The 23,431-nt window shown below is 34.2% G+C and carries 18 protein-coding genes; 2 read left to right on the top strand and 16 right to left on the bottom strand.

All coding sequences use genetic code 11. From position 1 onward, the window contains the following. Nucleotides 1-48: 48 nt before the first annotated feature. From acs to OLM54_RS05765, 7 genes are all read right to left on the bottom strand, one after another. Nucleotides 49-1,959 (bottom strand): acetate--CoA ligase, encoded by a 1,911-nt coding sequence (gene acs, locus OLM54_RS05795; protein WP_264537647.1) that lies wholly within the window; start codon nt 1,957-1,959, stop codon nt 49-51. Nucleotides 1,960-2,453: 494 nt separating this feature from the next. Beyond that, on the bottom strand, nt 2,454-3,923 hold the full coding sequence (gene ilvC, locus OLM54_RS05790; protein ID WP_264537646.1) for a ketol-acid reductoisomerase: 1,470 nt from the start codon (nt 3,921-3,923) through the stop codon (nt 2,454-2,456). Between the two features lie 41 nt (nt 3,924-3,964). Beyond that, nucleotides 3,965-4,486, bottom strand: coding sequence for an acetolactate synthase small subunit (gene ilvN / locus OLM54_RS05785; RefSeq protein WP_264537645.1), 522 nt, complete (start codon nt 4,484-4,486; stop codon nt 3,965-3,967). A gap of 85 nt (nt 4,487-4,571) precedes the next feature. Next, nucleotides 4,572-6,260, bottom strand: a complete 1,689-nt coding sequence (ilvB, locus tag OLM54_RS05780; RefSeq protein WP_264537644.1) for a biosynthetic-type acetolactate synthase large subunit — start codon at nt 6,258-6,260, stop codon at nt 4,572-4,574. A gap of 219 nt (nt 6,261-6,479) precedes the next feature. Then, the gene (gene ilvD / locus OLM54_RS05775) at nt 6,480-8,153 is read right to left on the bottom strand and encodes a dihydroxy-acid dehydratase (protein WP_264537643.1); all 1,674 of its coding nucleotides are present in this window, start codon (nt 8,151-8,153) and stop codon (nt 6,480-6,482) included. A 269-nt stretch (nt 8,154-8,422) separates the two neighbouring features. Next, nucleotides 8,423-9,541, bottom strand: coding sequence for a 3-isopropylmalate dehydrogenase (gene leuB, locus OLM54_RS05770; RefSeq protein WP_264537642.1), 1,119 nt, complete (start codon nt 9,539-9,541; stop codon nt 8,423-8,425). 90 nt (nt 9,542-9,631) lie between these two features. Continuing rightward, the gene (locus OLM54_RS05765) at nt 9,632-10,807 is read right to left on the bottom strand and encodes a 2-isopropylmalate synthase (protein WP_264537641.1); all 1,176 of its coding nucleotides are present in this window, start codon (nt 10,805-10,807) and stop codon (nt 9,632-9,634) included. Between the two features lie 155 nt (nt 10,808-10,962). Here OLM54_RS05765 and OLM54_RS05760 point away from each other — a divergent pair, with 155 nt between their 5' ends. Beyond that, entirely contained in the window at nt 10,963-12,507 is a 1,545-nt protein-coding gene (locus OLM54_RS05760; RefSeq protein ID WP_264537640.1) for a hypothetical protein, read from the top strand. Between the two features lie 202 nt (nt 12,508-12,709). Here OLM54_RS05760 and OLM54_RS05755 read toward each other — a convergent pair whose 3' ends face one another. The 3 genes from OLM54_RS05755 to OLM54_RS05745 form a co-directional block, all read right to left on the bottom strand. Further along, a complete protein-coding gene (locus tag OLM54_RS05755; RefSeq protein WP_264537639.1) occupies nt 12,710-12,892 on the bottom strand; it encodes a hypothetical protein in 183 nt (60 codons plus the stop codon). Nucleotides 12,893-13,308: 416 nt separating this feature from the next. Then, on the bottom strand, nt 13,309-14,964 hold the full coding sequence (locus tag OLM54_RS05750) for a M1 family metallopeptidase (RefSeq protein ID WP_264537638.1): 1,656 nt from the start codon (nt 14,962-14,964) through the stop codon (nt 13,309-13,311). 175 nt (nt 14,965-15,139) lie between these two features. Beyond that, complete coding sequence (locus tag OLM54_RS05745) at nt 15,140-16,792, bottom strand: M1 family metallopeptidase (protein ID WP_264537637.1); 1,653 nt, start codon at nt 16,790-16,792, stop codon at nt 15,140-15,142. Nucleotides 16,793-16,956: 164 nt separating this feature from the next. Here OLM54_RS05745 and OLM54_RS05740 point away from each other — a divergent pair, with 164 nt between their 5' ends. Next, on the top strand, nt 16,957-17,649 hold the full coding sequence (locus OLM54_RS05740; RefSeq protein WP_264537636.1) for a carbohydrate-binding family 9-like protein: 693 nt from the start codon (nt 16,957-16,959) through the stop codon (nt 17,647-17,649). A gap of 187 nt (nt 17,650-17,836) precedes the next feature. Here OLM54_RS05740 and hisIE read toward each other — a convergent pair whose 3' ends face one another. The 6 genes from hisIE to hisC all read right to left on the bottom strand — a co-directional run bounded on the left by hisIE (nt 17,837) and on the right by hisC (nt 23,369). Continuing rightward, the gene (gene hisIE, locus OLM54_RS05735) at nt 17,837-18,433 is read right to left on the bottom strand and encodes a bifunctional phosphoribosyl-AMP cyclohydrolase/phosphoribosyl-ATP diphosphatase HisIE (RefSeq protein WP_264537635.1); all 597 of its coding nucleotides are present in this window, start codon (nt 18,431-18,433) and stop codon (nt 17,837-17,839) included. A gap of 168 nt (nt 18,434-18,601) precedes the next feature. Further along, on the bottom strand, nt 18,602-19,357 hold the full coding sequence (hisF, locus tag OLM54_RS05730; RefSeq protein WP_264537634.1) for an imidazole glycerol phosphate synthase subunit HisF: 756 nt from the start codon (nt 19,355-19,357) through the stop codon (nt 18,602-18,604). Between the two features lie 79 nt (nt 19,358-19,436). Continuing rightward, nucleotides 19,437-20,195 carry a 1-(5-phosphoribosyl)-5-[(5-phosphoribosylamino)methylideneamino]imidazole-4-carboxamide isomerase gene (gene hisA / locus OLM54_RS05725; protein WP_264537633.1) on the bottom strand — a complete coding sequence of 253 codons (759 nt, stop codon included), beginning with the start codon at nt 20,193-20,195 and terminating at the stop codon, nt 19,437-19,439. 102 nt (nt 20,196-20,297) lie between these two features. After that, complete coding sequence (gene hisH, locus OLM54_RS05720; protein WP_264537632.1) at nt 20,298-20,891, bottom strand: imidazole glycerol phosphate synthase subunit HisH; 594 nt, start codon at nt 20,889-20,891, stop codon at nt 20,298-20,300. Nucleotides 20,892-20,992: 101 nt separating this feature from the next. After that, nucleotides 20,993-22,129 carry a bifunctional histidinol-phosphatase/imidazoleglycerol-phosphate dehydratase HisB gene (gene hisB / locus OLM54_RS05715; protein ID WP_264537631.1) on the bottom strand — a complete coding sequence of 379 codons (1,137 nt, stop codon included), beginning with the start codon at nt 22,127-22,129 and terminating at the stop codon, nt 20,993-20,995. A gap of 193 nt (nt 22,130-22,322) precedes the next feature. Continuing rightward, entirely contained in the window at nt 22,323-23,369 is a 1,047-nt protein-coding gene (hisC, locus tag OLM54_RS05710) for a histidinol-phosphate transaminase (RefSeq protein WP_264537630.1), read from the bottom strand. Nucleotides 23,370-23,431 lie beyond the last annotated feature (62 nt).

The raw sequence follows: 23,431 nt of genomic DNA, 5'->3' as shown, positions 1-23,431 counted from the left end.
TGCCTCTTAATTTTAAGAGGCATTTTTTGTTTTCTATTTACTTCAATATTAAGAAATTCTTTCTTTTGTAATTTCTTCTACAATTTCAGGATTTAATAATGTCGATGTATCTCCAAAGTTAGAGAAATCTCCTTCGGCAATTTTACGCAAAATTCTACGCATAATTTTTCCTGAACGTGTTTTTGGTAAACCAGAAACAAACTGAATTTTGTCTAGTTTTGCAATTGGCCCAATATGGTCAGCAATGTACTGATTGATTTCTTTTGTCAGGTTTTCTTTATTTCTAACTTCTCCTGTTTCTTTCAAAATTACATAACCGTACAGCGCATTTCCTTTTATATCATGTGGGAAACCAACAATAGCAGATTCTGCAACTGCCGGATGCTCATTGATTGCATCTTCAATAGGCGCTGTTCCTAAATTATGACCAGAAACAATTACAACATCATCAACTCGACCTGTAATTCTGTAATAACCAACTTCATCCCTTAATGCTCCGTCGCCTGTAAAATATTTTCCTGGGAAAGATGAAAAATATGTGTCTTTATAACGCTGGTGATCTCCCCAGATAGTTCTGGCGATCCCCGGCCACGGAAATTTAATACATAAACTTCCCACAACTTGGTTTCCTTCAATCTCGTTACGTTTTTCATCCATTAAAACAGGCTGAATTCCCGGTAAAGGCAAAGTTGCGTATGTTGGTTTTGTTGGCGTTACAAAAGCAATTGGCGAAATCATGATTCCACCCGTTTCAGTTTGCCACCATGTATCAACCACTGGACATCTTTTATCTCCAACGTGGTCATTAAACCAGTGCCAAGCCTCTTCGTTGATTGGTTCTCCAACAGATCCAATAACTTTTAAAGATTTTAACGGGTATTTTTGAATATAATCTAAGCTTTCTTTTGCTAACGAACGAATTGCTGTTGGCGCTGTATAAAATTGTGTGATTTTATGTTTTTCGATAATATCCCAAAAACGGCTAAAATCAGGATAAGACGGAACTCCTTCAAAAATTACGGTTGTTCCTCCATTTAATAACGGTCCGTATAATATATAAGAGTGACCTGTAATCCAACCAATATCTGCAGTACACCAGAAAATATCATTTTCTTCGTGACTAAAAACGTTTTTAAAAGTATAAGCTGTATACACCATATAACCAGCTGTAGTATGCACCATTCCTTTTGGTTTTCCTGTAGAACCTGATGTATACAGAATAAATAAAGGATCTTCGGCATCCATAATTTCAGCTACACTATTGTCTATTGCAGCATCTAATAAAGGCTGTAACCATTCGTCACGACCGTCTTTCATTTTAATTTCGGTATTGGTTCTTTTTACAACCAAAACTTTACTAACTGTAGGACAAGTGTCTAAGGCTTCATCAACAATTCCTTTAAGGTCAATTGTTTTATTTCCTCTGTATCCTCCATCAGAAGTAATTACCATTTTACATTCGCAGTCATTAATTCTTGCTGTAACAGCAGATGCTGAGAATCCTGCAAAAATTACTGAGTGAATTGCCCCAATTCTGGCGCAAGCCAATACGGCAACGGCCAATTCCGGAATCATTGGTAAATAAATACAAACACGATCTCCTTTACGAACGCCCTGATCACGCAAAACATTCGCCATTCTTGATACTCTTTCGTATAATTCGTTATACGTTATATGTAAAGCAGATTCAGAAGGATCATTCGGTTCAAAAATAATAGCCGTTTTTTCTCCTCTTTTGCTTAAATGCCTGTCGATACAATTCTTGGTAATGTTAACTTTAGCTTCTGTAAACCATTTTACTTCGGCTTCGGCCATATTAAAATCTACTACTTTATCCCATTGTTGGTACCAGGTAAAATTCTCCTCTGCGATCTTCCCCCAAAACTTCCTTGGTTCCCTTATTGACTTATTGTAATGTTTAAAATATTGTTCTAAATTTTCAATTTTATAATAACTCATATGTTTTTGGAATTTTTTTATAAATGTATTAAATCTCGACGTATTCTTAAAATTATTTAATTCATAAATTTTATCAAATAAAAACACATATTAAAAAAAATACTTCTTTTTTATGTGTTTAATATAAAAATTTGCGTTTTGAACTAAAAAAGCAATTCACAAAAAAGGCACGATAAATAAATACCATGCCTTTTGATTTTAACAATTTCAATAACAATTAATTTTGTAATCTGCATTACAACGCTTCACGTTCTATTTTGAAAATAGCAGCAGCTTTATTAATTAAAACAGAAATTTCAACAAGCATATTTATCACTAAACATGCCCCTTCATTTAGGGATTAGCTTCACTTAACTTACTCACCGAAGTTAAGTGAATGCAATATGCATCTATATCTAATTTTCTTAATAAGTGCTTACTAATTCAAAATATTACATAAAATAATGATACAGTGCAAATCCCATCACATTCGAATGTGTGGTAATTCCCAATTATTATCCAATTTTTTTCATTGCAGTCATCGATTCTCTCAACCATGCTCCTACCTCTTCGATAGGATGTTGACGAATTTCTTTGTTTACTGCAATTAATATCGCATTATCTACTCCGTTTGAAGTCGAAAATGGTTTTCCAATCACATTAGTATCAACAGTTTTCATGAATTCAGTCAATAACGGTTTACAAGCGTGGTCGAATAAATAACATCCGTATTCAGCAGTATCCGAAATAACGCGGTTCATTTCAAATAATTTTTTTCTTGCAATTGTATTTGCAATCAAAGGCAATTCGTGTAAAGACTCATAATAAGCTGATTCTTCGATAATTCCAGCCTCAGTCATTGTTTCAAAAGCTAATTCAACTCCGGCTTTCACCATTGCAATCATTAAAACTCCATTATCAAAATATTCCTGTTCAGAGATTGGAGCATCAGTTGGAGGCGTTTTTTCGAAGTTAGTTTCTCCGGTTGCAGCTCTCCATGTCAATAAATTTTTATCGTCATTAGCCCAGTCGATCATCATCGTTCTTGAGAATTCTCCAGAAATAATATCATCCTGATGTTTTTGAAATAACGGACGCATAATATCTTTTAATTCTTCTGCGATTTCGTAAGCTTCGATTTTTGCAGGATTAGAAAGACGATCCATCATATTCGTGATACCACCGTGTTTCAAAGCTTCTGTGATAGTTTCCCAACCAAATTGAATTAATTTTGAAGCATATCCGGGCTCGATTCCTTTTTCAACCATTTTATCAAAACATAAAATAGAACCTGTTTGCAATAATCCGCAAAGGATAGTCTGCTCACCCATTAAATCTGATTTAACTTCGGCAACAAATGATGATTTTAAAACTCCTGCTTTATGTCCTCCGGTTGCTACAGCATAAGCTTTTGCCTGATCTAAACCAAAATCGTTTGGATCATTTTCTGGGTGAACCGCGATTAAAGTTGGTACACCAAATCCTCTTTTGTATTCTTCACGAACCTCAGAACCAGGACATTTAGGCGCACACATAATTACAGTAATATCTTTACGAATCTGCATTCCTTCTTCGACAATATTAAAACCGTGAGAATATGATAAAGTAGAACCTGTTTTCATTAATGGCATAATTGCAGTAACTACCGCAGTATGTTGTTTATCAGGAGTAAGGTTACAAACTAAATCAGCAGTTGGAATTAATTCTTCATACGTACCAACTTTAAATCCGTTTTCAGTTGCATTTTTATAAGAAACTCTTTTTTCAGCGATTGCATCTGCACGTAATGCATATGAAATATCTAAACCAGAATCTCTCATGTTTAAACCTTGATTCAAACCTTGTGCACCACAACCTACAATGACAACTTTTTTTCCGGCTAATGCAGCAATTCCGTCTGCAAATTCTGATTGCTCCATAAATTCGCAAACGCCTAATTGTTCTAATTGTAATCTAAGTGGTAATGTGTTGAAATAATTTGCCATTCTTTTTTAATATTTAATGATGTTGTAATTTAATAATGATACTATTTTAGGGCTTCTAATAATGTTGAAATTTCCATTTTTTCTTTCGAAACAGAGATTCTTCCTGAACGCACAAATTGCATAATTCCGTAAGGTTTGAATTTGGCATATAATTCTTCAATTTCAGAACGTCGTCCTGATTTTGAAATCACAAAGAAATCGCGGGAAACCGTCACAATTGTAGACTGGCTTTCCTTGATGATATTCTGAATCTGTTTTTCATCAAACAACAAACTTGAAGCAATTTTAAACAAAGCATTTTCAAGATAAATTGTCTCTTCATCTGTGTGATAAAATGCTTTTATAACTTCAATTTGTTTTTCAATTTGTCCAACGATATTCTGAACCCATTTCTCTGTTGTATTTACTACAATGATAAATCTTGAAACATTCTCTATTTCTGATTCTGAAACGTTTAGACTTAATATATTAATGTGACGCTTTAAGAATATTCCTGATATTCTATTCAACAATCCTACATTATTTTCTGAATATACCGATATGGTAAATGTTTTATCTTCCATTTTGTTTTTTAGTTTTTTTTTGTTTCAGGTTTAAAGTTTCATGTTGCTGAGAACTTGAAACTTTAAACTTGAAACATGAAACTTTTTAGCTTAATCTAATTTCAGAAACACATGCTCCTGTTGGAATCATTGGGAAAACATTGTTTTCTTTTTCTACCATAACTTCCAAGAAATAAGAATCTTTTGAAGCCATCATTTCTGCAACAGCGGCATCTAAATCTTCTCTTTGAGTTACTTTTTTAGATTTAATATGATATCCTTCGGCAATTGCAACAAAATTTGGATTGATCATTTTTGTTGAGGCATATCGGTTATCAAAAAACAATTCCTGCCATTGGCGCACCATTCCTAAAAATTCATTATTTAAAATCACAATTTTTACCGGTACTTTAGTCTGGAAAATAGTTCCCAATTCCTGAATTGTCATCTGGAAACCTCCATCGCCAATAATAGCAACAACTTCACGATCCGGTCTTCCCATTTTTGCTCCAATTGCAGCAGGAAGCGCAAATCCCATTGTTCCTAAACCTCCGGAAGTAATATTACTTTTGGTCGAATTAAATTTAGCATAACGACAGGCAAACATCTGGTGCTGACCAACATCTGAAACAATAATTGCATCACCTTTTGAGTGTTTGTTAATCATTTCCATGGTTTCTCCCATTGAAATTCCTTTGCCGTTTGTTGGATTTAATTCTTCGTTTATAACAGATTCTACTTCTATTTTATGCAATTCCTTAAATTCGTTATGCCACAAATCATGTGATTTTGCATCAATTAATGGCAATAAAGCATTCAAAGCTTCTCTTACGTCTCCTAAAACGGCAACTTCTGTTTTTACGTTTTTATCAACTTCTGCAGGATCAATTTCAAAGTGAATTACTTTGGCTTGTTTAGCGTAAGTAGCTAATTTTCCAGTAACGCGATCATCAAAACGCATTCCCAAAGCGATTAAAACATCACATTCGTTTGTCAATAAATTTGGTCCGTAATTTCCGTGCATTCCCAACATTCCTACATTTAAAGGATGCTCTGTTGGCAAAGCCGAAAGTCCTAAAATTGTCCATGCAGCCGGAATTCCTGATTTTTCAATAAAAGCTTTTAGCTGTTCTTCGGCCTGACCGAGAATAATTCCCTGACCAAAAACAATAAAAGGTTTTTTTGCACTATTGATTAACGCCGCAGCTTCGGCAACTTTATCTAATTTTAATTTCGGAACCGGAACATAACTTCTGATTGAAGTACATTTTTCATAACTAAATTCAAACTCATCAAACTGAGCGTTTTTAGTAATATCAATCAAAACCGGTCCGGGACGTCCTGAACGGGCAATATAAAATGCTTTTGCAATGATTTCGGGAATCTCAGAAGCTTCTGTAATCTGATAATTCCATTTGGTTACCGGAGTCGAAATTCCGATAATATCTGTTTCCTGAAATGCATCAGAACCCAATAAATGTTTCCCAACCTGACCTGTAATACAAACCATTGGCGTTGAATCGATTTGAGCATCTGCAATTCCGGTCACTAAATTTGTTGCTCCCGGTCCTGAAGTAGCAATTGCAACCCCAACTTTTCCTGTTGCTCTTGCATATCCCTGAGCGGCGTGTGTTGCGCCTTGCTCATGACGTACTAAAACATGGTGTAATTGATCCTGAAATTTATATAATTCGTCATAAACCGGCATGATCGCTCCTCCCGGATATCCATAAACCAAGTCTACTCCTTCTTCTAATAAACATCTTATAACGGCTTCTGCCCCTGATATTTTCATAGTATATTTTGTTTTCAAAAATCAATATCAAAAATTCAACTTCAAAACTCAATGTCAACAATCAATATCAAAATTCAATGGCAATGTCAAAATCAATTTCAATGGTCGTTTTAAATTGATCTTTTTATATTTCTATTTGCTATTGCTTTTTGTTATTTTCATTGATATTAAATTTTGTTATTGTCATTGATATTGTAATTGACATTGTTATTTAATAAATTAATTATCGGTAACGCAACCTGTAGATGCGCTTGAAACCGATCTTGCATATTTAAGTAAAACTCCTTTTGTAACTTTTAACGGTGGTTGAACCCAAGCCGCTTTTCTCGCTGCAAATTCTTCGTCGGATATTTTCAGGTCGATTGTATTTTTTACTGCATCGATCGCGATTAAATCACCATCTTTTACAAGTGCAATACCACCACCATCATAAGCCTCTGGTGTAATGTGTCCTACGACAAAGCCATGTGAACCTCCAGAGAACCTGCCGTCTGTAATAAGAGCGCAGCTGCTACCTAATCCGGCACCAATAATAGCCGATGTAGGTTTTAGCATTTCAGGCATCCCGGGACCACCTTTTGGTCCACAATACCTGATGACGACTACACTACCCGGTTTAATTTTTCCGGCCTCGAGACCCGGAATTACTTCAAATTCACCTTCAAAAACCACTGCCGGTCCTTCAAAATATTCTCCTTCTTTTCCGCTGATTTTTGCAACAGCACCTTCAGAAGCAAGATTTCCGTATAAAACCTGAATGTTTCCTGTTGGTTTTAAAGCTTTTTGAATTTCATGAATTACCTCTTGTCCGTCTTGTAAATCAGGAGTTGAAGCTAAGTTTTCAGCAACTGTTTTTCCTGTTACTGTTAAACAATCTCCATGAATAAGCCCTACTTTCAATAAATATTTCATTACCGATGGAATTCCTCCAACTTCATGAATATCTTCCATCATATATTTACCACTTGGTTTCATATCAGCCAATACCGGTGTTCTGTCGTTAATTGCCTGAAAATCATCTAAAGTAATTTTAATGTCAACAGCATGCGCCATTGCAATTAAGTGCATAACTGCATTTGTAGAACCTCCTAAAACTGCTACAATTGTAATAGCATTTTCAAAAGCTTTACGAGTCATGATATCTCTTGGCTTAATATCTTTTTCTAATAAAATTTTAATTGCTTCTCCGGCAGCCAGACATTCGTCTCTTTTTTCCTGACTTAACGCAGGATTTGAAGAGCTGTAAGGCAAACTCATTCCTAATGCTTCAATTGCCGAAGACATCGTATTTGCAGTATACATTCCGCCACAAGCACCGGCTCCGGGACATGCATTTTGAATAATACCTTTAAAATCTTCCGGAGTAATTTCTTTTTTTACTTTTTTTCCTAAAGCTTCAAAAGCGGATACAATATTTAAAGATTCCCCTTTCCATTTTCCAGAGTGAATTGATCCTCCGTAAACCATCATCGACGGGCGGTTTAAACGTCCCATTGCGATTAATGCTCCCGGCATATTTTTATCACAACCCGGAATCGCAATTACACCATCGTACCATTGCGCTCCCACAACTGTTTCAATAGAATCGGCAATCACATCACGAGAAACCAATGAAAAACGCATTCCTTCGGTTCCGTTTGAAATTCCGTCACTTACACCAATGGTATTAAAAATAAGTCCGACCAGATTCACATCCCAAACACCTTTTTTAACATCTTTTGCTAAATCATTCAAGTGCATGTTGCAAGTGTTACCATCGTAACCCATACTAACAATACCAACTTGTGCTTTTTTCAAATCTTCTTCAGTTAAACCAATACCGTACAACATGGCTTGCGCTGCAGGTTGTGTTTGATCTTGAGTGATGGTTTTGCTGTACTTATTTAATTCCATTATTGTATTATTTTTTTTAATTTTTATTCCAAAAAAAAACCTTCCAGTATTTGGAAGGTTTGTAATATAGTTTTTCAATTATATTTATACCATTCCCGATGCAGATGTGCTAAACACATTGACAACAACGACAGAAGTAATAATAATTGAGATTTGCATCATTTATTTTTTTAGTGTTACAAAAGTATGAAAACTTTAAGAACTAAAAAAATAAAATCTCAACATTTACAATACTTCTTGTTATTTATTTCATTATTTTAATAAAAAACCTAAACAATCGTCGATTGACCGATATGAACATTATCATTATTAAAATACAACAGATCATCTTTGCTAAAAATGAAATTAGAAACGAACTCCCCTACTTCATTTGTGCCAAATTTTGAATCTGGTTTTAAGTCAACCGTAACTACTTTAAATTCAATTGCTTTTTCGACTGCCTGATAAATTACATTTGCTTCTTTAAACAAACCAAAATGTTCCAGCAACATCGCCGCAGATAAAATTGAAGCAATTGGATTGGCAATATTTTTTCCTTTTGCCTGAGGATAAGAACCGTGAATTGGTTCAAAAAGCGCATTTTTTTCTCCTAAAGATGCCGAAGCCAATAAACCAATAGAACCTGTAATAACGCTGGCTTCATCTGATAAAATATCTCCAAACAAATTCTCTGTTAAAATCACATCAAATTGTTTCGGATTTAAAATCAACTGCATGGCTGCATTATCCACAAATAAAAAGTCTAAAAGAACATCCGGATAACTTTCGCCCACTTTCTGAGTTACTTTTCTCCATAATCTGGAGGTTTCCAAAACATTGGCCTTATCAACCATCGTTAACTTTTTGCGTCGGTTTTGTGCCGATTTAAAAGCCAAATGTGCAATTCTGGTGATTTCTTCCTCTGAATATTCACATAAATCCGAAGCATGTGTTCCTTCTTCATTTAATGTTTTAGCTCCAAAATAAGCACCGCCTGTTAATTCTCTGAAAATAGTAAAATCAGCACCTTCGATAATTTCTCTTTTTAAAGGAGATGCATCAATTAGTGATTTATAAGGTTTTATAGGACGAATATTAGCAAACAATCCCAGTTCTTTACGAAGCTTTAATAATCCCTGCTCCGGACGAACTTTTGCATTTGGATTATTGTCATATTTAGGATCACCAATGGCTCCAAATAAAACAGCATCAGTATTTAAACAAAGGTTTAGCGTTTGCTCCGGCAGCGGATTTCCTGTTTTATCTATTGCAATCGCTCCCATGAGCGCCTCTTCAAAAACAAATTCATGATTGTACACCTCACCAATAGCATGTAAAGCTTTTTTGGCTTGTAAAATTACTTCCGGTCCAATTCCGTCTCCTGGTAAAACTGCTATTTTCAAATTCATAACGTCTCGTTCTTTATGTATTTAAATCTTTATTTTTTGTCTTTGTTCTTTCGTCTTTCTTCTATTCTCTTTCTTCTATATTCTTCCCAACTAGCTTCTAATTAAATCGCCTTCAATTTTTGAAGCTTCAATAATCTGATGAATATCAGCATCAACAACTTCTTTTTTGATGTCGGCAAATTTCAAAAACTCAACATATACAATATCCAATTGTACTTTTGTAAGCTCGTAACCTACTTTTTTAGCACGATAAGCCAAAGCAGCTCTTCCGCTTCTTGCTGTTAAAATAATTGATGATTCATTTACGCCCACATCAAGCGGATCCATTATTTCATACGTTGCTCTGTTTTTGATAACACCATCCTGATGAATTCCAGAACTGTGTGCAAAAGCATTTGCACCAACAATCGCTTTATTTGGCTGCACAATCATTCCCATACTTTCAGAAACCAAACGGCTCATTTCGTTCAATTCTCTCGTATTAATGTTAGTGTCTAAATTAAGGTAAGGATGTTGTTTAAAAATCATCACCACTTCTTCAAGTGCCGTGTTTCCGGCTCTTTCACCAATACCATTAATAGTACATTCTATTTGTCTTGCTCCATTTATAGCGCCTGCAATAGAGTTTGCAGTTGCCATTCCTAAATCATTATGACAGTGACATGAAAGGATCACATTTTCGATACCTTTTACGTTTTCTTTCAAATATTTAATTTTTGCCCCATATTCTTCCGGCAAACAATATCCTGTGGTATCAGGAATATTCAATACAGTTGCGCCTGATTTAATTACTTCTTCGCAAACTCTTGCAAGAAAAGCGTTATCAGTTCTTCCGGCATCTTCTGCGTAGAACTCAACATCTTCTACATAAGATTTTGCGTGAGATACAGCAAATTTTGCTCTGGCAATAATATCTTCTCTTGTGGTATTTAATTTATGGAGTATATGAGATTCAGATGTTCCGATTCCGGTGTGGATTCTAGGTCTTTTAGCATGCTTTAAAGCAGCTGCAGCAACATCTATGTCGTTTTTTACAGCTCTTGTTAGTCCGCAGACCGTTGCATTTTCTACAATTTTACAAATCTCAGAGACCGATAAAAAATCGCCCGGACTTGACACAGGAAAACCTGCTTCGATGATATCAACTCCCATTTTGTCAAGTCGTTCTGCGATAACTAATTTTTGTTTAGTATCTAACTTACATCCTGGAACTTGTTCACCATCGCGCAAAGTGGTGTCAAAAATTTGAACTTTCTCTCTATTCATATTCATTTATTTAATGTAATTTCACATCTTGATAACAAATATATATTGTACTTCTTCAGTACGAAATTCATTTTAATGAAATTATACTGTTTATAACACAATTTATAACGTATTAAATAACTAATAACCAATAAGTTACACTATTATATTTTACAATGGCTAACCATCAAAAAGATTTCTTATTTGTATTAATAAAATCGCTTTCGAAATCTGAAAAAAGACAGTTTAAAATTTTTGCAAGCCGATTAGAAACCAGTTCGAATACCAAATTCATCGAATTATTTAATATTTTAGATAAATCTGAAAACTACGATGAAAAGCTTATTTTAAAAAGCGGAATCATTAAAAAAATACAGCTATCTAACTTAAAATCATACTTATACAAGCAAATTTTAGTTAGTATTAGATTAAATATTCCAAGTCAGAATATTCGATATCAATTGCGTGAACAAATAGATTTTGCAGGTATTTTATATAATAAAGGATTGTATAAACAGAGTTTGAAAATTCTGGATAAAACCAAAATTATTGCGCTTGAAAATGACGAAAAATATATGGCGTATGAAATTGTAGAATTCGAAAAACTAATCGAATCGCAATATATTACCCGAAGTATTCAGGGTCGCGCCGATGAATTGGTGATTCAGGCCAAAGAATTAAATTACCGAAATACAATTTCAAGCAAATTATCGAATTTATCCCTGCAGCTTTACGGAATCATGCTGAAAACCGGTTACGTAAAAAATGACGAAGAATATAAATATATAGACGATTATTTTAATAAACATATTGCAAAACTAGACGAAACTAAATTTGGTTTCCGCGAAAAATATTGGTTTTATAATGCCAATTTATGGCGCAGTTTCCTGGTTCAGGATTTCTTAGCCAGTTATAAATACGCTTATAAATGGGTTACATTGTTTTATGATAATCCAAACATGATTTATCAGAATCCGGTATTTTTCTTAAAAGGAAATCATTACTTTTTGGAGTCTTTGTATATGTTGAAATACCAATCGAATTTCAGGAAATATTTAACGCTTTTAGAAGAAACAATTGCAGATCCTAAATTTCCTGTAAACGACAACATTGCATCGCTATCATTTTTATATGTATATAACAATAAATTAAATCTACATATTCTTGAAGGAACTTTTGAAGAGAGTGAATATTTGATTCCGGAAATTCTGGAGAAAATCAAAATTCACAGCGAACATCTTGACGAACATCACGAAATGTTGTTTTTCTACAAAATTGCTTCGATTTATTTTGGAAATGAAAAGTATAATGAATGCATTTTTTATTTAGATAAAATCATCAATAACAAAAACCTAACCATGCGCGAAGACTTAATGTGCTTTGCCAGATTATTGTCGTTGATCGCACATTATGAATTAGGAAAAGATTATTATTTAGAAAATCATCTTAAAAACACCTATAAATTTCTAATCAAAATGAACGACCTACACGAAGTTCAAAAAGAAATTATTAAGTTCCTGAGAAGCCTGAATAACCTATATCCAGCCGATATTAAAAAAGAGTTCAAAAAGATGCATGCCCGTTTTGTTGAACTTGAGAAGAATACCTACGAAAAAAGAGCATTTCTTTATTTAGACATTATTTCATGGCTGGAAAGTAAAATTGAAAACAGAAAAATTGCTGATATTATCAAGGAAAAAGCAAAATTGAATAGCCGTTAGGGTTTCTTTTTTGTTATTTATACCAACAAACCCGACAGTTCCGAAGCCTCGGGATTAAAAACCTGTCGGGTTTCTCTTACGCCAGTTTTGTCATTCTGAGGAACGAAGAATCTCCACGAGTAGCTCGCCAAAGATTGGATTCTCGTTGCGGAGTTCCTTATGAAGATTCTTCGTTCCTCAGAATGACAAGGCTTTACGTGTTTTATCTGCAATAACAACAAACTGTAGTTCCCGGCTGACAAACATCTCCTCTGCCCGGCGTATTCGAAATAACTCCTCCCGCTTCGCCGCATAATATAACGCATAAAGGAATACCTCCGGAAATAGATTTTTGAGCAGTCTTACTTAGAATTTCAATGTTTTTTAGGTTTTTTAAATTTTTCATAATAGTTTGATTTTGATTTGTTTCCTACTCTTTTAGCTTTTCGGATTACGCTTATTTATTCATATTCAGATTAATACAATCTAAATTAAAAAATAAAACGGTAATATTCGTACAAAAAATAAAATTAACATTAGATAGAAAACCCAAATCAGCTTCTTCTTTTTTTGTCATTTCGACCGTAGGGAGAAATCACACGCGTAACTCGTCAAAGATTGGCGCTTCTAGGAACGGAATCTCTCATGTGATTTCTCCCTTCGGTCGAAATGACAAAGCTTTCGTAACAACAAACTCGACAGCTTTTTAATCCCGAGGTTTCGGGACTGTCGGGTTTACTAAACATAAAAAATCCCAAATTCCAATTAATTATTAGAATTTGGGATTTATCCCGAAACTTCGGGATTGGAATTTTTAAAACTTTATTCTACAATATTAGAACTCGTTACATAAAAATCTTTATTAACTTCAACCGTTTTTTGATCACCCGTTATTTTCTCTGATTTCCATTCTGTAGTTGGTTTTAACCATGTTTCTACACCGTTAATTTTTACTTTTACCGGCATATCAAACTTTGCTACACAATTTGTCCAGTGATATCCTAATTGACCATCTTTAAACATATATTCAAAAACCGGAATTTGAGTTGTAGTCAAATATTGTGCAAATACTCTATTGAAATTAATTCCTGACTGCGTATTTATATAATCTTCAATTTGTTTAGAAGTTACTGTTTGGTGATAAAAAGTACTGTTTAAACCTCTCAAAATCGATTTCCATTTTGCATCATCATTAATAACCTGACGAATTGTGTGCAGCATATTTGCACCTTTTGGATACATATCACCAGATCCTTCGTTATTTACATCATAATGTCCGATAATTGGCGTGTCATTATGAATGTTTTTTCTGCAGCCTCTTACATATTCAGCTCCAGCTTCTTTTCCGTAATAATACTCCACAAAAAGGCTTTCAGAATAGTTCGTAAAACTCTCATGAATCCACATATCAGCAATATCTTTGTATGTAATATTATTGGCAAACCATTCATGACCTGATTCGTGAATAATAATAAAATCAAATTTTAATCCCCAGCCCGTTCCGCTTAAATCACGACCTAAATAACCATTTTTAAATGCATTTCCGTAAGTAACACTACTTTGGTGTTCCATACCCAAATATGGCGCTTCAACCAATTTATAGCTGTCTTCGTAAAACGGATAAGGTCCAAACCAGTTTTCAAACGCTTTCAGCATTCTTGGCGCGTCTTTAAATTGCTCTTTTGCAACAGCCAGATTATCTTTTAAAACGTAGTAATTACAATCTAAATCACCTTTTTCGCCTTTAAATTTTTCTGAGAAATTAACGTAATCACCAATATTGATATTTACGCCATAATTATTAATTGGGTTCGAAACATACCAATTAAAAGTTTTAGTACCGTCTTTTTGTTTTTTAATGCTTTGCAGTCTTCCGTTAGAAACATCCGTTAAATCGCCCGGAACATTAACGCTAATCAGCATATTTTCAACTTCATCATACATATGATCTTTGTTTGGCCACCAAATACTGGCGCCTAAACCCTGACAAGATGAAGCTATAAAATCTTTTCCGTTTTTATCTTTTTTCCACGTAATTCCTCCATCCCAAGGCGGGCGAACGGCTTCTTTTGGTTTTCCTCCAAATGAAATTACGATTTCTTTAGTTTCACCAACTTTTTGCGCAGCCGTTAAATCAATAAAAAAAGCATTTCCGTCTCTTTTAAACTTCAATTCCTTTCCATCCTGCACTACTTTGTAAATTTGCATTGGTTCCTGCAAATCAATCTGCATTTTATTATACGAAGTCAAAACAGTATAACGAACTGTATTTGAACCCGTAATCGTTTTTTCACCTGGATTTACTTTTACATCAAGATGATAATATTTTAAATCCCACCAGGCTCTTTCCTTCGTAATAGTTCCGCGAAGTGTATCCTGATGTGTAAAAACCGTCTCAGACTTGCTCAAAAGTCCTTGCGCATTGGCAGAAAAACCAATCAAAAAGGCGATGAAAACGCCACCAAAGTATTTTTTCATTTTTATAAATTTGGAATAAATAGGGTATTTATCTCGTCCCGAAGCTTCTGGATCGGGACTTAATCTGCAACAAATGTAAACATTCGAATTAAGTTTTCTAAAATTTTATGATTTCCCAATAAAAAAACCAAACCCAACAAAGATTGCTGGGTTTGGTTTGTAGCTATTTAGAAATTTACTTCGTAATATCAAATTCAGTAACATAAAAGTTTTTATCTGTCACTAAAGTTGGTATATCCGCTTTTGCATTCTCTGCTTTCCATTCAGTTGTAGGTTTTAGCCAGGTTTCGACGCCGTTTAAAGTTACTTTCAAAGGCAAATCAAATTTCTCAACACAATTTATCCAATGATAAATTAACTTTTGATCCCTAAAATAATATTCAAAAGTAGGAACCTGAGCCGTTCTTAAATACTGATCAAATACATTACTAAAATCAATACCGGATTGTGTACTTATATAATCTTCAATTTGTTTTGTCGTTACTGTTTGGTGATAAAAAGTACTATTTAAGCCTCTTAAAATCGATTTCCACTTTGCATCATCATTAATAACCTGACGAATCGTGTGAATCATATTTGCTCCTTTCGGGTACATATCTCCTGATCCTTCAACATTTACATCATAAAATCCAATAATAGGTTTTGTATTTCGAATCATTTTTCGAATCCCTCTTATATATTCATTAGCCGCTTCTTTACCGTAATAAAATTCTACAAAAAGCGCTTCAGAATACGTCGTAAAACTCTCATGAATCCACATATCAGCAATATCTTTATACGTAATATTGTTGGCAAACCATTCGTGTCCAGACTCATGAATAATAATATAATCATATTTTAATCCCCAGCCCGTTCCACTCATATCAGTACCATTATATCCCTTTTTAAAGTTATTTCCATACGTAACACTGCTTTGGTGTTCCATACCCAAATACGGCGCTTCAACCAATTTGTAACTGTCTTCGTAAAACGGATAAGGACCAAACCAGTTTTCAAACGCTTTAAGCATTCTTGGCGCGTCCTTAAATTCCTCTTTTGCTACAGCCAGATTGTCTCTTAAAACATAATAACTGCAATCTAAATCGCCTTTTTCGCCTTTATATTTTTCAGAGAAATTAACGTAATCGCCAATATTTATATTTACGCCATAATTATTAATTGGGTTCGAAACATACCAATTAAAAGTTTTTGTACCGTCTTTTTGTTTTTTAACGCTTTGCAGTCTTCCGTTAGAAACATCCGTTAAATCACCCGGAACATTCACGCTAATCAGCATATTTTCGACTTCATCATACATATGATCTTTGTTTGGCCACCAAATACTGGCGCCTAAACCCTGACAAGATGAAGCTATAAAATCTTTTCCGTTTTTATCTTTTTTCCACGTAATTCCTCCATCCCAGGGTGGGCGAACGGCTTCTTTTGGTTTTCCTCCAAATGAAATTACGATTTCCTTAGTTTCACCAACTTTTTGCGCCGTTAAGTCAATAAAAAAAGCATTTCCGTCTCTTTTAAATTTCAATTCCTTTCCATCCTGCACTACTTTGTAAATTTGCATTGGTTCCTGCAAATCAATCTGCATTTTATTGTACTCCGTCAAAACAGAATAACGAACCGTGTTTGAACCTGTAATTGTTCTGTCCGCCGGATTTACCTTAATATCAAGATGATAATATTTTAAATCCCACCAGGATCTTTCTTTCGTAATGCTTCCGCGAAGTGTATCCTGATGCGTAAAAACCGTTTCAGACTTGTTTAGAAGTCCTTGTGCATTGGCAGAAAAACCAATCAAAAAGGCGATAAAAACGCCACCAAAGTATTTTTTCATTATTTATAAATTTGAGATAAATAAGCTAATAAACTGAATTTAGTCTTCAACAAAAATAAACATTCGATCTAATTTTTTAATAAGTTTACAATTTATCTTCAGAAAATTTAATACCGAAATTTAATTGTTAATTAGCCGTTCGAAAAAATATATACCTTATAAAAATGAGTAAAAACCTAACTATTTTATTGCTGTTATTTTCTCTGATAAACTACGCGCAAACCATTCCGGTTCATAAAACAAATGAAAAAATTATCATTGACGGTGATTTAACAGATTGGAAAATACCTTTTTCAAGTCCTTTTGTAATTCATAATTCCGGAGAAAAAGCCACTCAAAATACTTATGTTTCACTTTCGTGGAATGACAAAAATCTATATATCGCCTTTCGTTCTCAAGATTCCAAAATAGTAGGAAGTTCCCAAAAGAAAGATTCTCAAATTTATAATACCGATGATTTAGTAGAAATTTTTCTTGATCCTGATGGAGACGGACAAAATTATCTGGAAATTGGCGTAAATGCTTTTTCCACAAATTATGACATGCTAATCAAATGCCCATCTCAAAATTGTGGCGGATGGAATGCCTCGATGGCTTTTGATATTCTGGAAATGGAAGCTGTAAGTAAAACAACTCCAGAAGGATTTTGCACCGAAATAAAGATTCCGTTTTCAAGCTTGGAAAAGATAAAAAACGGCAATTTTACCAAGCCAAAAGTTGGTGCAAAATGGAAAGGAAATACCTTTAGAATTGATTACGGTAACACAACTGAATATCTTGCATTACAACCTTATAAGAGTTTTAAATTTGGTTTTCATCAACCGCAGGAATTTACTGTTTTTGAGTTTGTGGAATAGTGTTGAATGGCACGCGGATGACACGGATTCGCTATGCGAAAACGCGGATTCTTTATCCCCTTTTTGTTTGCCGCATTTTTGTCATTTCGAGGCACGAGAAATCGCACTAGTAATTCGACAAAGATTGGCGCTTTTAGAAACGGAATATCTTGTGCGACTTCTCCCTTCGGTCTACATGACAAATCTACTACTTCTGGCGTTTTTTCAAAACCTCCACAACATCATTCAATTCAAAACCTTTTGCCTGCAATAAAATCAAATAGTGAAACAATAAATCAGCGCTTTCGCTAAGAAACAAATCGTCGTTATTATCTTTTGCTTCAATAACAACTTCAACCGCTTCTTCGCCTACTTTTTGAGCAATTTTATTGATTCCTTTTTCGAATAAAGAAGCCACATAACTTTTCTCAGAATCGGCATTCTCTCTTCTGGTTTTTATTGTGTTTTCTAAACTCGAAATAAAGCCATAATTTTCCTTGTTTTCTTCCTGCCAACACGTATCAGTGCCCGTGTGACACGTTGGCCCAACAGGTTTTGCCTGAATTAGAAGCGTATCGCCGTCACAGTCATTTTTAATATCTACAAGATTTAAAAAGTTGCCGCTCTCCTCGCCTTTTGTCCAAAGTCTTTGTTTGGATCGGCTAAAAAAAGTCACTTTTTGAGTTTCTATTGTTTTTTGAAGCGACTCTTCATTCATATATCCCAACATCAAAACATTCTTTGTTTCTGAATCCTGAATTATTGCCGGAATCAATCCGTGTGCGCTTTTTATATCTATGTCCATAATTTTTAGTCTAAAGTTTTAAAGTCGAAAGTCTTAAAGATAAAACTAGATTCGAACTTCTATAGTATTACCATTATTTATAATCTTGCTTCTAATATCTTTCTTCTATATTCTATACTCTATTTTCTATACTCTATTTTCTATTCTCTATTTTCTATTCTCTATTCTCTAAAGTCTAACTTCAATACCATTATTTCTAAGCTCTTCTTTCAAAGCTTTAATCTCAATTTCTTTAAAGTGAAAAACACTCGCAGCCAAAGCCGCATCTGCTTTTCCTTGTTTAAATGAATCTACAAAATGCTGCATATTTCCCGCACCTCCGGAAGCAATAATCGGAATATTAATTAATGATGATAATTTAGCCAAAGCTTCATTTGCAAAGCCATTTTTAGTTCCGTCATTATCCATTGAAGTAAATAAGATTTCGCCTGCACCGCGTTCTGCCACTTCAACCGCCCAATCGAATAAATTTAGTTCTGTCGGCACTTTTCCGCCCACTAAATGCACAATCCATTGTCCGTCAATTTGTTTGGCGTCAATGGCGACAACAACACATTGGCTTCCAAATTTCTGAGCTAAATCATTAATTAACTGTGGATTTTTTACTGCCGATGAATTGATCGAAACTTTATCAGCGCCGTTATTCAACAGAATTTCAACATCTTCTACAGACGAGATTCCACCGCCAACTGTAAACGGAATATTGATTTTTTCCGCAACACTTCGTACCATATTCACGAGCGTTTTTCTGCGCTCTTCCGTAGCCGAAATATCGAGAAAAACCAATTCATCAGCCCCTTCGTCTGAATAAATTTTAGCCAGTTCTACAGGATCTCCCGCATCGCGCAAGTCAACGAAATTAACCCCTTTTACAGTTCTTCCGTTTTTTATATCCAAACAAGGAATAATTCTTTTTGCTAACATTTTTCTTTTGTTAATTGTTGGATGTAAAATGTGAAATGTTACTTGTAAAACCTAAAACTCTCATTTTACAATTCACTTTTTACATTTTACCAATAATATAATTCTCCAGTTGTTTCAAGGTAATTCTGCCTTCGTAAATTGCTTTTCCAATTATGGTTCCTTCGCAGCCTAAATGTGCTAATTTTGGTAATTCGTCAAATGTTGAAATTCCGCCCGAAGCGATCAATTTTACTTTTCTTGAGATGGTTTTATCATCCGTAATTACCGTTCCTTGCTCTAATATTTTTTTATAAAGATCAAAACTTGGTCCTTCCAGCATTCCATCTTTTGCAATATCAGTACAGATTACATAATCAATTCCCTTTTTCATATACTCTTTAATGAACGGAATCAAATCTTCATCTGAGTCTTCTAACCAGCCGGAAACCGCAATTTTTTCATCTTTTGCATCTGCTCCCAAAATAATTTTATCAGAACCATATTCTGAAATCCACTTTTCGAAAATTTCCTTGTTTTTTACCGCAATACTTCCGCCAGTAATTTGGCTCGCACCACTTTCAAAAGCAATTTTTAAATCTTCATCAGATTTTAAACCGCCTCCAAAATCAATTTGTAAACTCGTTTGTGTCGCAATTTGTTCTAATATTTTATAATTGACAATTTTGCTCGATTTTGCGCCGTCAAGATCTACTAAATGCAAATATTCGATTCCGTGTGCTTCAAATGATTTCGCTACTTCAAGCGGATTTTCATTGTAAATTATTTTAGTGTCATAATCGCCTTTTGACAAGCGAACACATTTTCCGTCAATGATATCTATGGCTGGTATTATTCTCATGTTTTAATATTTTAGAATTCAGATTTTAGATTTTAGATTCTAAAATTGAAATTGATTTTTGATATTGCAATTGATATTGATTTAAAAATTGGAATTTGAAATTTATTCTTTGGAATTTAAGTTAAGAAAATTTTCCAGTATTTTCTCTCCGACAGCGCCGCTTTTTTCAGGGTGAAACTGAGTTCCGTAGAAATTATTTTTCTGTAAAGCCGAAGCATATTCTAATTCATAATCTGTGGTAGCAATGGCATCATCGCAATTTGGCGCGTAAAAACTATGTACCAAATACATGAATTCATGCTCTGGAATATCCTTAAATAAATCCGATTTTAAATCATAAATCTGATTCCATCCCATTTGAGGCACTTTTACTTTTGAAGTAAATTTAATCACATCAACATCAAAAATCCCTAAGCCTTTTGTATTTCCTTCTTCAGATGAATTACACATCAACTGCATTCCCAGACAAATTCCTAAAACAGGCTGTTTCAAATTCGGAATCAAACTATCCAACCCACTTTCTTTTAGTTTTTTCATCGCCGAACTCGCTTCGCCAACTCCGGGGAAAATCACTTTATCTGCCGCCAGAATTTCGTCCCGATCATTACTCAAAACAGCTTTAAAACCAAGCCTTTCAATAGCAAACATAATGCTCTGAATATTTCCTGCTCCGTAATTTATAATTACTATTTTCATTTTATTTAGTCTTAAAGTCCAAAGTCCAAAGTCTTAAAGTCGCTTTTGTTATCCATAATACAGAAACCTTTTGACTTTATGACTTTCAACTTTTGACTTAATTAAAGCATCCCTTTCGTCGAAGGCAAAATCATTTTTTCTGTATCTCTTTTTACGGCTACTTTTATGGCTTTTGCGAAAGCTTTAAAAATTGCTTCAATTTTATGGTGTTCGTTTGTTCCTTCGGCTTTAATGTTGATGTTGGCTTTTGCACCGTCAGAGAACGATTTAAAGAAATGATAAAACATTTCTGTTGGCATTTTTCCAACCATTTCGCGCTTAAATTCCGTTTCCCAAACCAGCCAGTTTCTACCGCCAAAATCAATGGCAACCTGCGCTAAACAATCGTCCATGGGCAAACAGAAACCATAACGTTCGATTCCTAATTTATTTCCGAGTGCTTTTGCAAAAACTTCACCTAAAGCAATTGCAGTGTCCTCAATCGTGTGGTGTTCATCAACTTCCAAATCTCCTTTTACCAAAATCTCCAGATCCATTTGTCCGTGACGCGAAATTTGATCTAACATATGATCAAAAAAAGCAATTCCCGTTTCGATTTTGCTTTTTCCTGTTCCGTCCAGATTTAAATCGATAAAAATATCCGTTTCATTGGTTTTACGTGTAATTGTAGCGGAACGTGCTTCCAGTTTCAAAAAATCATAAATTGTCTTCCAACTTGTTGTTTGCAAGATAATTGTATCATTTAATTCTTCGCGTTTAGCCGAAATTTCGTTGCTTCCAATTCCTTCTGTCATATTGATGAAAATCGCTTTTGCACCAAGATTTTTTGCCAATTCAACATCAGTTAAACGATCACCTAAAACAAACGAATTTGCCAAATCATACGCCGGATTATCAAGATATTTTGTTAGCATTCCGGTTCTTGGCTTGCGCGTTGGCGCATTATCTTCCGGAAATGATCTGTCTACAAAAATATCATCAAACAAAACTCCTTCATTTTCAAAGGCTTTCAGTATAAAATTTTGCGTTGGCCAAAACGTATCTTCCGGAAAACTATCCGTTCCCAAACCGTCCTGATTGGTTACCATTGCCAATTCATAATCTAATTCGCTGGCAATTTTAGCCAGATATTGAAATGCTTTTGGATAAAATTCTAATTTATCCAGGCTGTCTAACTGATAATTTTCAGGTTCTAAAACAATCGTTCCGTCACGATCGATAAAAAGTACTTTTTTCATATATTATATTTTTTTCTGCCATAGATTTCGCAGATTAAAATGATTTTTCTTTTTTTATTTCACGCAGATTTTAAAAGATTTGAGCAAATGAACGCAAATTATTAATAACTAAAAATCAAAATTAATCTGCTTTAATCAGCAAAATCTGCGTGAAAAAATCATTTGATCTGTTTAAGCTGTGGCATATTCGTTTTTATTTCAATAACTTCAATTCTTTAATTAAAATTGCATTTTCTTCTGGAATTCCAATCGTAAAACGCAGGCAGTTTTCGCATAAAGGCTGCGTTGTTCTGTTTCTGATTACGATTCCTTTTGCAATTAATTCATTGTATCTTTTGTTGGCATCATCCACTTTTACCAATACAAAATTAGCTTCTGTAGGATATACTTTTTCAACAAAATTTACTTCAAGTAAAACTTTAAGTAACTCTTCTCTTTGCTCAATAATAGAAGTGATTTCCTGTTTTATTTTACCCGAATCTTTCAAACGCAAAATAGCCCTTTGCTGCGTTAATTCGTTTATATTGTACGGAGGTTTTATTTTATTTAAAACAGAAATTACAGCCTCAGAAGCATAACAAATTCCTAAACGAATTCCAGCCAAACCATAGGCTTTTGAAAGTGTTTGTGTAATCACTAAATTTGGATATTCGTCGATTTCTGTCAGCCAGCTTTCTTTCTCCGAAAAGTCAATATATGCTTCGTCAATTACCACCAAACCTTTAAAGTTTTGAAGCAATTTTACCACGCTTTCATCTGCAAAAGAATTTCCGGTTGGATTATTTGGCGAGCATAAAAAGATGATTTTCGTGTTGTCATCAACATTATCTAAAATCTTTTCTACTTGTGGCTGAAAATCTGTTGAAAGTAAAACTTCTCTGTTTTCTACCGCATTTATGTTTGCCAAAACGCTGTACATTCCATACGTTGGCGGTAACGAAATAATATTGTCGATTTTTGGTTCGCAGAAAGCTCTAAAAAGTAAGTCTAAAACTTCATCGCTTCCGTTTCCAAGCAAAATCTGACTTGGTTTTACGGTATTATTTTTAGCCAAAATCGCTTTAACCGAATTCTGCTGCGGATCAGGATAACGATTTACCCCATTTTGAAACGGATTTTCGTTGGCATCCAAAAAAATCATTTCTGCGGTATCAAAATCTTCAAACTCATCTCTGGCAGACGAATAAGGCTTTAGGTTTTTTACGTTTTCACGTGTTATTGTATTTATATCGAATTTCATTATCTTAATTTTTAGAATATAGAAAATAGAATAAAGAGAATAGACTTCTCATTTTATCTGTA

The organism is Flavobacterium sp. N1736, assembly GCF_025947065.1.
Taxonomy (GTDB): domain Bacteria; phylum Bacteroidota; class Bacteroidia; order Flavobacteriales; family Flavobacteriaceae; genus Flavobacterium.
This window is presented reverse-complemented; position numbering and strand designations above follow the sequence as displayed.

Excerpts from the sequence above, each read along its gene's own strand:
- OLM54_RS05750 (WP_264537638.1), bottom strand. The coding sequence starts at position 14,964 with ATGAAAAAATACTTTGGTGGCGTTTTCATCGCCTTTTTGATTGGTTTT.
- OLM54_RS05740 (WP_264537636.1), top strand. The coding sequence starts at position 16,957 with ATGAGTAAAAACCTAACTATTTTATTGCTGTTATTTTCTCTGATAAAC.
- leuB (WP_264537642.1), bottom strand. The coding sequence starts at position 9,541 with ATGAATTTGAAAATAGCAGTTTTACCAGGAGACGGAATTGGACCGGAA.
- OLM54_RS05755 (WP_264537639.1), bottom strand. The coding sequence starts at position 12,892 with ATGAAAAATTTAAAAAACCTAAAAAACATTGAAATTCTAAGTAAGACT.
- ilvC (WP_264537646.1), bottom strand. The coding sequence starts at position 3,923 with ATGGCAAATTATTTCAACACATTACCACTTAGATTACAATTAGAACAA.
- ilvD (WP_264537643.1), bottom strand. The coding sequence starts at position 8,153 with ATGGAATTAAATAAGTACAGCAAAACCATCACTCAAGATCAAACACAA.
- hisB (WP_264537631.1), bottom strand. The coding sequence starts at position 22,129 with ATGAAAAAAGTACTTTTTATCGATCGTGACGGAACGATTGTTTTAGAA.
- OLM54_RS05760 (WP_264537640.1), top strand. The coding sequence starts at position 10,963 with ATGGCTAACCATCAAAAAGATTTCTTATTTGTATTAATAAAATCGCTT.
- OLM54_RS05745 (WP_264537637.1), bottom strand. The coding sequence starts at position 16,792 with ATGAAAAAATACTTTGGTGGCGTTTTTATCGCCTTTTTGATTGGTTTT.
- hisF (WP_264537634.1), bottom strand. The coding sequence starts at position 19,357 with ATGTTAGCAAAAAGAATTATTCCTTGTTTGGATATAAAAAACGGAAGA.
- OLM54_RS05765 (WP_264537641.1), bottom strand. The coding sequence starts at position 10,807 with ATGAATAGAGAGAAAGTTCAAATTTTTGACACCACTTTGCGCGATGGT.
- acs (WP_264537647.1), bottom strand. The coding sequence starts at position 1,959 with ATGAGTTATTATAAAATTGAAAATTTAGAACAATATTTTAAACATTAC.
- ilvN (WP_264537645.1), bottom strand. The coding sequence starts at position 4,486 with ATGGAAGATAAAACATTTACCATATCGGTATATTCAGAAAATAATGTA.
- hisA (WP_264537633.1), bottom strand. The coding sequence starts at position 20,195 with ATGAGAATAATACCAGCCATAGATATCATTGACGGAAAATGTGTTCGC.
- hisH (WP_264537632.1), bottom strand. The coding sequence starts at position 20,891 with ATGAAAATAGTAATTATAAATTACGGAGCAGGAAATATTCAGAGCATT.
- ilvB (WP_264537644.1), bottom strand. The coding sequence starts at position 6,260 with ATGAAAATATCAGGGGCAGAAGCCGTTATAAGATGTTTATTAGAAGAA.
- hisIE (WP_264537635.1), bottom strand. The coding sequence starts at position 18,433 with ATGGACATAGATATAAAAAGCGCACACGGATTGATTCCGGCAATAATT.
- hisC (WP_264537630.1), bottom strand. The coding sequence starts at position 23,369 with ATGAAATTCGATATAAATACAATAACACGTGAAAACGTAAAAAACCTA.